This window comes from Synechococcus sp. OH30, from assembly GCF_047462175.1.
GTDB lineage: Bacteria > Cyanobacteriota > Cyanobacteriia > Thermostichales > Thermostichaceae > Thermostichus.
Map to the genome: position 1 here is coordinate 66,852 of NZ_JANSIP010000009.1, position 6,000 is coordinate 72,851.

The following is a 6,000-nucleotide window of genomic DNA, read 5'->3' on the forward strand; positions in this document are numbered from 1 at the left end:
GATCCCTCAAAAGGGGTGGAAGACACCCCCACGAAGGTAGGGTAGGAGGGTCTTGGTTAATCGGGTACAATCCCAGGGTAGGACATCCCGTGCCCACTGGTGGAGGGACTACAAAATCTTCTTCTGCGTCAGCATAGGTGCCTGTCACAATTGCGCTGGGCCATCCCTGCTGAGGGAGAGGCAGGCAATTTCCAGATTTGGAGTGGGGTGCAATTTGAGTGGGGCGGAGATTCAGTCAGAGGAAAAACGGGTCTTTGCGCTGAAGGTTGACACGACTTTGGAGGCCCTAGGTGAAGTTTTGACCTGGTTTGAGTCCTTCCGCAACGCTGGTATTCCAGATCCCATCTGGTTAGAGTGCCAGTTGGCCTTGGCAGAAGGATTTACCAATGCCGTTCGCCATGCCCATCGCGCCCTGCCCGCCAGTACGCCCATCGAGATTGAGTTGGTTCTGCTGCCCCAGGGACTAGAGCTGCGCATCTGGGATCAAGGGCAGGAGTTCGACTTGGAGGGCTTTGCCCAAAACCTGGCAGCCAACAGGCCCCCCAACGCCGAATCTGAGGGAGGGCGGGGCATTTTGCTGATGAAAGCTCTCTCCACCCACCTGAGCTATACTCGCCAGGCCGATGGCCGCAATTGCCTGCTGATTAGCAGGCGCTTCGACGATCCCGGCTGCACTTCCCAGCAGGCCGTCTAAGCCAATAGGCCAGCGCTCAACTGGCGAATGGCCGAGCTGGCCACGTCGCTGTAGCGCAGCTCGCCAGCCAGGATCTGACCCATGCGCCGGGTGGCTCCCGGTCGCTTGACGCCAACTTGGTAGCCTAGGCTAGGAAAGCGGTAGAACAGCGCCGCAATCCGCTTGGCCCAGCGCATCTCAGTGCCCCACTCCTGGTGCACGCGGGCGGAGTAGTTGGCCAGGGCTTGGGGATCCCCTGCCAAGGCTTGGTCGATGGCCTGTGCCGCCAGCATACCGGTGAGGAGGGAGGGGCGGATCCCTTCGGCAGTAAACGGATCCACAACGCAGGCGGCATCTCCCACTAGGAGCGCATTTTGGCTGTGCAGGGGTTGATCTCCGTCCCAAAGGCAGATGGGATGGCCAAAGTGCTTGACCGATTTTAGGTCAATGCCAAAGTTGTAGGCATACTGACTGGCTATTTCCCGCAGGTTTTGTTTCTGGCCACCCCGAAAGGTGCCGGCCCCGATTGAGTAGCCGTCCGCCTTGGGGAAGTTCCAGATGTAACCATTGCTTACGCTGCCGAAGTCAAAGTGAGCAGCGGCAGTTGGCGGCTCTGGGACAGCCACTTCCGCCTCCAGGGCAGCAGCCAGGCGGCACTGGCGACTGCGGAAACCCAGCCACTTTGCCATCAAGCCCTTGGCCCCATCCGCCCCAATCACATAGCGGCCCCAGACCGGCCCGGCAGGCGTCATCACCTGCCAGCGGTCACTCTGCCACTCAAGGCCAGCAGCGGCACATCCCGCCCAGAGGGTGGCCCCTTGCTTCTGCGCCTGCTGGATCAGGTAGGAGTCGAAAACCTCCCGCCGCACCATCCACACCGGCTCTTTTAGATCCAGCTCGACAACCACCGGATCCCCCCCCCGCCAGGTGTAGCGAATTTGGCGAATCTTCAGCGAAATGGCGGGGCTAAAGTCAAAGTCAAACCAGGCTGCCACAGCAGGAGAGACACCGCCGCCACAGGGTTTGTAGCGGGGCAGGGGATCCTTTTCCAGGACCAGCACCGAGCGCCCCCGCTTGGCTAGGTGATAGGCGGCAGCTCCACCGGCAGGGCCAGCACCGACAATGACGCAGTCATACACATAGGACATGGCTCGACCTCCCTCCTGGGAAACGCCGCAGCGGGGAAAGGGGTGTTGCCCTGGGATCCCTAGGTGGCTTTAGGCAGTGGGCGGATTTTCTGCCGGGTTGTTACAGCGATACACCTTAGCCCCCACACTGCGCAACTTTTCGTCAATGGCTTCGTAGCCGCGGTCAATGTAGTGGAGCCCGTAGATGGTGGAGCAGCCCTCAGCTGCCAGGCCAGCCAACACCAAGGCCGCCCCTGCCCGCAAATCCGTAGCCACCACCGGTGCTCCTGACAGAGACGGCACGCCCCGGACAATGGCCACCCGGTTCTTCAGCCGAATGTCCGCGCCCATGCGGTTGAGCTCAGGGATGTGGTGCATCCGGTTTTCAAACACTGTCTCCTCGATGGTGCAACTGCCCTCGCTCAAGGCAGCCAAAGCCATGATTGGTGCCTGCACATCGGTGGGAAAACCTGGGTAGGGCAGGGTCTGGATATCGGTTGCCTGGCAAATCCAGCCTGAGGTGAGTTGAGCCGGGGCAATGCGCAGCCGGTTGGAGCCCTCTTCCTCCACCCGCAACCCCATCTCCCGCAGCTTGGCAATCACCGCTCGCAGGTGATCCGGAATCACCGGCCCAACCGTGAGCTCAGAGCGAGTAATGGCTCCGGCAATGAGGTAGGTACTGGCCTCGATGCGGTCAGGAATGACGGTGTACTCTGTGCCATGCAGACGCGGCACCCCCACCACCACAACTGTATTGGTGCCTACACCACGGATGCGAGCTCCCATCGCCTGACAAAAACGGGCCAAGTCTGCTACCTCTGGCTCTTGAGCGGCATTTTCAATCACCGTTTCTCCTTCAGCCAGCGTAGCAGCCATCATCAGGGTTTCGGTAGCACCAACGCTGGGATAGTCGAGGTAGATGCGGGTTCCCACCAGCTTGCGGGCATAGGCGTGGACTACACCGTGCTCAATCTGAACCGTTGCTCCCAACGCCTGCAAACCCCGCACGTGCAGGTCCACCGGCCGAGAGCCAATGGCGCAACCGCCCGGCAGGGGCACCCTGGCCACTCCCAGCCGCGCCACCAACGGCCCAATGATAAGGAAACTGGCCCGTAGCTGGCTGACCAATTCATAGGGAGCCTGGCAAGTCTTCAGGGAGCTGGCGTCGAGGTCAAGGATATTGCCGACATGGGACACCTTGACCCCTAGAGCAGTCAGGATCTGCCCCATACGTTCGATGTCTAGCAGGCGTGGCACGTTGTGAATTCGACAAGCAGCAGGGGCCAAAAGGGATCCGGCCATGAGAGCTAAAGCCGAGTTTTTCGATCCCCCAATGGGAATGTGGCCGCTCAGGGGCTGCTTGCCGACAATTTTGAGAACCGGCCCCCTCATCTCTGACGAGGTTGCCACACCCGTTGAGGCCGGCCACAGATTAGGCTCCAAGAACCCCGCTTGGCTAGTACAAGGGGATGCTTCGTTATCTCTCAATCTTCCTCCTCACCCAGAAAAGATAGGCAAGCCCTTCTCAGAGAATACTCTGGGGATCGCAGCAGCGGCTAAACTCGCAGACCCAAACCGGCAGTGAGGAAGGAAGAGAAGTTCCCATAGCCCTTATCCTAGAGTGGCATTAGCTAGGCCACTTCCCCAAATGCGGGCTCTCAGCGCGGGCGGCTGGGTTTAAGCCAACGGGGGAAAGCGGTAGCATGGGTAGTGGTGAGAATCTCTTGCAAGAAAAACAGGAGGGAGATCCCTGATGACTGCAACTCACGTTTCTGCCGAAGAACTGTTTCGGGCTGCCTATGAAAATCGCTACACCTGGGATCCCGAGTTTCCAGGCTATAGCGCGGAGGTTACCTACTGGGATGGGAAGCGCACTTTTGTGGGGCAGGTGCGGGTGGGGGCAGACTTGAAAGCCACGGTGACGGGTGTGGAAGATGAAGAGGCCCGGAAAGCCATCCAAGAGCAAATGTGGGAGATTGCTGTCCACCGGGTGCGCCGCAGCTTTGCTGAAGCCCACGGTCAAAACACGTTTCACTACGGCCAAATCCTGCCGGATGGCTCAGTGGAGATCCTGGTGGGAGGTAAAGCTGAAGGGGATCGCTACCACGTGCGCGACAACCAAATTACCATGGTACACCGGCATATTCACGGCGTGGTGGTTACCATTCACACCTTCAGCAGCCATGACACCGGCGAAGGCTACCTCTCCCACCGCTATGACTCTGTCTACCACGACGCTAAGACCGGTGAGCAAAAGGGTGGGCGCAGCCAATTTGAAGATCTCTACACCAAAGTAGGCAAGTACTACCTCCTCTCGGAGCGGCGCATTCAAACAGAGACGGAAGCTGGCGTTGTCGAGAAGCGCTTCAGCTTCAGTAACTTTGCGTTGCTGGATGCCGGCGCCTGACTGGCCAAGCGACCACAAACTTTTTAATTTTTTTGTGGCAGCGACAACCTCCTTAGAAGAAGGAGGATTCTGGGCTATGCTTTGAGTGTTCCCCCCCGCCCTTTGCCATGGACAGGACGACGGTGAAACCCCATCCAGATTCCGAAGCCCCCAGTGAGGCTCCCAAGCTAATTCTCCGCCCGGCCCAGCTGGGGGATCTGGAGGCGGTGGAAGAGATTTTGGCGCAAGCCTTTGAGGAAGAGTACGGCAGCCGCTCGGTGGACATTCGTCGCCAACTGCGGCGGCTGCGCCAGTGGTACGGGCTCCTGAGAACCCTCAGCCTGTTTCCTAACCGCTTCCAGCACATGTTTACCGTGCATGTGGCGGAGCTGGAGGGCAAAATCCAGGGAGTCATTCAAGTGTCTCCTTTTAACCATTCCCGCAGCACCTGGCGAGTGGATCACATTGCGGTGGCGCCTTCCGCCCAGCGTCAGGGAATCGGGTCTAAGCTGCTCAGACATTGCATGGAGCACTTTCGCGAGGCCCGTACCTGGATCTTGGAGGTGAATATCCACAACAAGGGGGCGATAGCCCTCTACCGGCACAATGGCTTCCAGCCCCTGGCCCAGATTACCTACTGGTCAATTCCGCCTAAGATCCTGGCCGCCCTCAGCCAGCACGAGCCCAACCTGCCCAACCTAGTGCCAGTAACCAACCGGGATGCCTACGCCATCTACCAACTGGATACGGGATCTATGCCGGCCACAGTGCGCCAGGTGTACGACCGCGACGTGAGCGATTTTCGCACCAGCCCGCTGGATTGGCTCTTGGAGCAGGCCAAGTGCATCATTAGCCAAACGGAACGGGTGGAGATGTGTGTCTATGAGCCCGAGCGGAGAACTGCCATTGGCTATTTCAACCTCAAGCTGGATCGGACGGGGCAGCAGCCGCATGTGGCCAAGCTCACGGTTCACCCCGCTTACACCTGGCTCTACCCCGAGCTCATGGCCAAGATGGCCCAACTCACCCAAGCCTATCCATCCCAGGCCTTGGCCTTGGCCTCCACCGATTACCAGCCGGAACGAGAGGAGTTCTTGCTCAAGCTGGGAGCCCAGGACGTGGAGCGAACCCTGTTGATGTCACGCTCGGTGTGGCACAAGGTGCGGGAAGTCCGTTCCCCCTGGTATAGCGAGTATCTCAGCATAGTGCTCCAGAAATTGCCGGTGAAACAGCCGGTGCCAGAACGCTTTGAGGAGCTAGCGGGAGGCTGGCTGGAGCCTCCCTTTCCTTCTCTCCACCCAACTGCGCCGGATCCCAACGCCGGGCCGGGGTGCTCCAGGGATCCGCAATCGGAAGCGCCTCCCCCTCCCAGCTAAAGTTGCAGCTGGCACCTATGAAGCTCTATGAAGATAACCCAGCTGGGGATCCCTCCTGGCGGGCTCTACTTCAGGCGGCCCTGCACCGCAATCGCAGCGATCCCGGTGTACGCTATTTGCAACTGGCTACAGTGGATCCCCAGGGGCATCCGCGCAACCGCACAGTCGTCTTCCGGGGATTTTTGCGGGATACCGACCGCATCCAGTTGGCGGTGGACAGCCGCAGCGAGAAGATCCCTCAGATTGCCCACTGTCCCCTGGCCCAGATCTGCTGGTATTTCGCCAAAACGCGCGAGCAATTCCGCATTGCCGGGACTCTGGAGGCCATCACTGCCAGCCATCCAGATCCTGAGGCGCAGCAGTACCGACAACAGTTGTGGCAACAAATCTCAGAAAAAGGACGGCTGCTTTGGTTCTGGCCGGAACCCAAAGGCCCTC

General features: G+C 59.5%; 6 protein-coding genes. 4 read left to right on the top strand and 2 right to left on the bottom strand.

Features of this window, described 5'->3' with window-relative positions; translation table 11 throughout:
* The first annotated feature begins 214 nt into the window (after window positions 1-214).
* Window positions 215-694 carry an ATP-binding protein gene (locus NW830_RS10295; RefSeq protein WP_414404686.1) on the top strand — a complete coding sequence of 160 codons (480 nt, stop codon included), beginning with the start codon at window positions 215-217 and terminating at the stop codon, window positions 692-694.
* On the opposite strand, the gene NW830_RS10300 is transcribed toward NW830_RS10295, so the two are convergent.
* Window positions 691-1,821, bottom strand: coding sequence for a geranylgeranyl reductase family protein (locus NW830_RS10300; RefSeq protein ID WP_414362594.1), 1,131 nt, complete (start codon window positions 1,819-1,821; stop codon window positions 691-693). The genes NW830_RS10295 and NW830_RS10300 overlap by 4 nt on opposite strands.
* Window positions 1,822-1,890: 69 nt before the next feature.
* The gene (gene murA, locus NW830_RS10305) at window positions 1,891-3,192 is read right to left on the bottom strand and encodes a UDP-N-acetylglucosamine 1-carboxyvinyltransferase (RefSeq protein ID WP_414362595.1); all 1,302 of its coding nucleotides are present in this window, start codon (window positions 3,190-3,192) and stop codon (window positions 1,891-1,893) included.
* A gap of 361 nt (window positions 3,193-3,553) precedes the next feature.
* Between murA and NW830_RS10310 the strand changes: the two genes are divergently transcribed.
* The 3 genes from NW830_RS10310 to NW830_RS10320 form a co-directional block, all read left to right on the top strand.
* On the top strand, window positions 3,554-4,207 hold the full coding sequence (locus tag NW830_RS10310) for a DUF3386 domain-containing protein (protein WP_414362596.1): 654 nt from the start codon (window positions 3,554-3,556) through the stop codon (window positions 4,205-4,207).
* Window positions 4,208-4,329: 122 nt separating this feature from the next.
* On the top strand, window positions 4,330-5,562 hold the full coding sequence (locus tag NW830_RS10315) for an N-acetyltransferase family protein (protein WP_414362597.1): 1,233 nt from the start codon (window positions 4,330-4,332) through the stop codon (window positions 5,560-5,562).
* A gap of 17 nt (window positions 5,563-5,579) precedes the next feature.
* Window positions 5,580-6,000: pyridoxamine 5'-phosphate oxidase family protein (locus NW830_RS10320; RefSeq protein WP_414404687.1), on the top strand; the 421-nt coding region annotated here is incomplete at its 3' end.

What these genes read in the sequence shown, in the direction of transcription:
- NW830_RS10300 (WP_414362594.1), bottom strand. Translation starts at nt 1,821, where the DNA reads ATGTCCTATGTGTATGACTGCGTCATTGTCGGTGCTGGCCCTGCCGGT.
- murA (WP_414362595.1), bottom strand. Translation starts at nt 3,192, where the DNA reads ATGAGGGGGCCGGTTCTCAAAATTGTCGGCAAGCAGCCCCTGAGCGGC.
- NW830_RS10310 (WP_414362596.1), top strand. Translation starts at nt 3,554, where the DNA reads ATGACTGCAACTCACGTTTCTGCCGAAGAACTGTTTCGGGCTGCCTAT.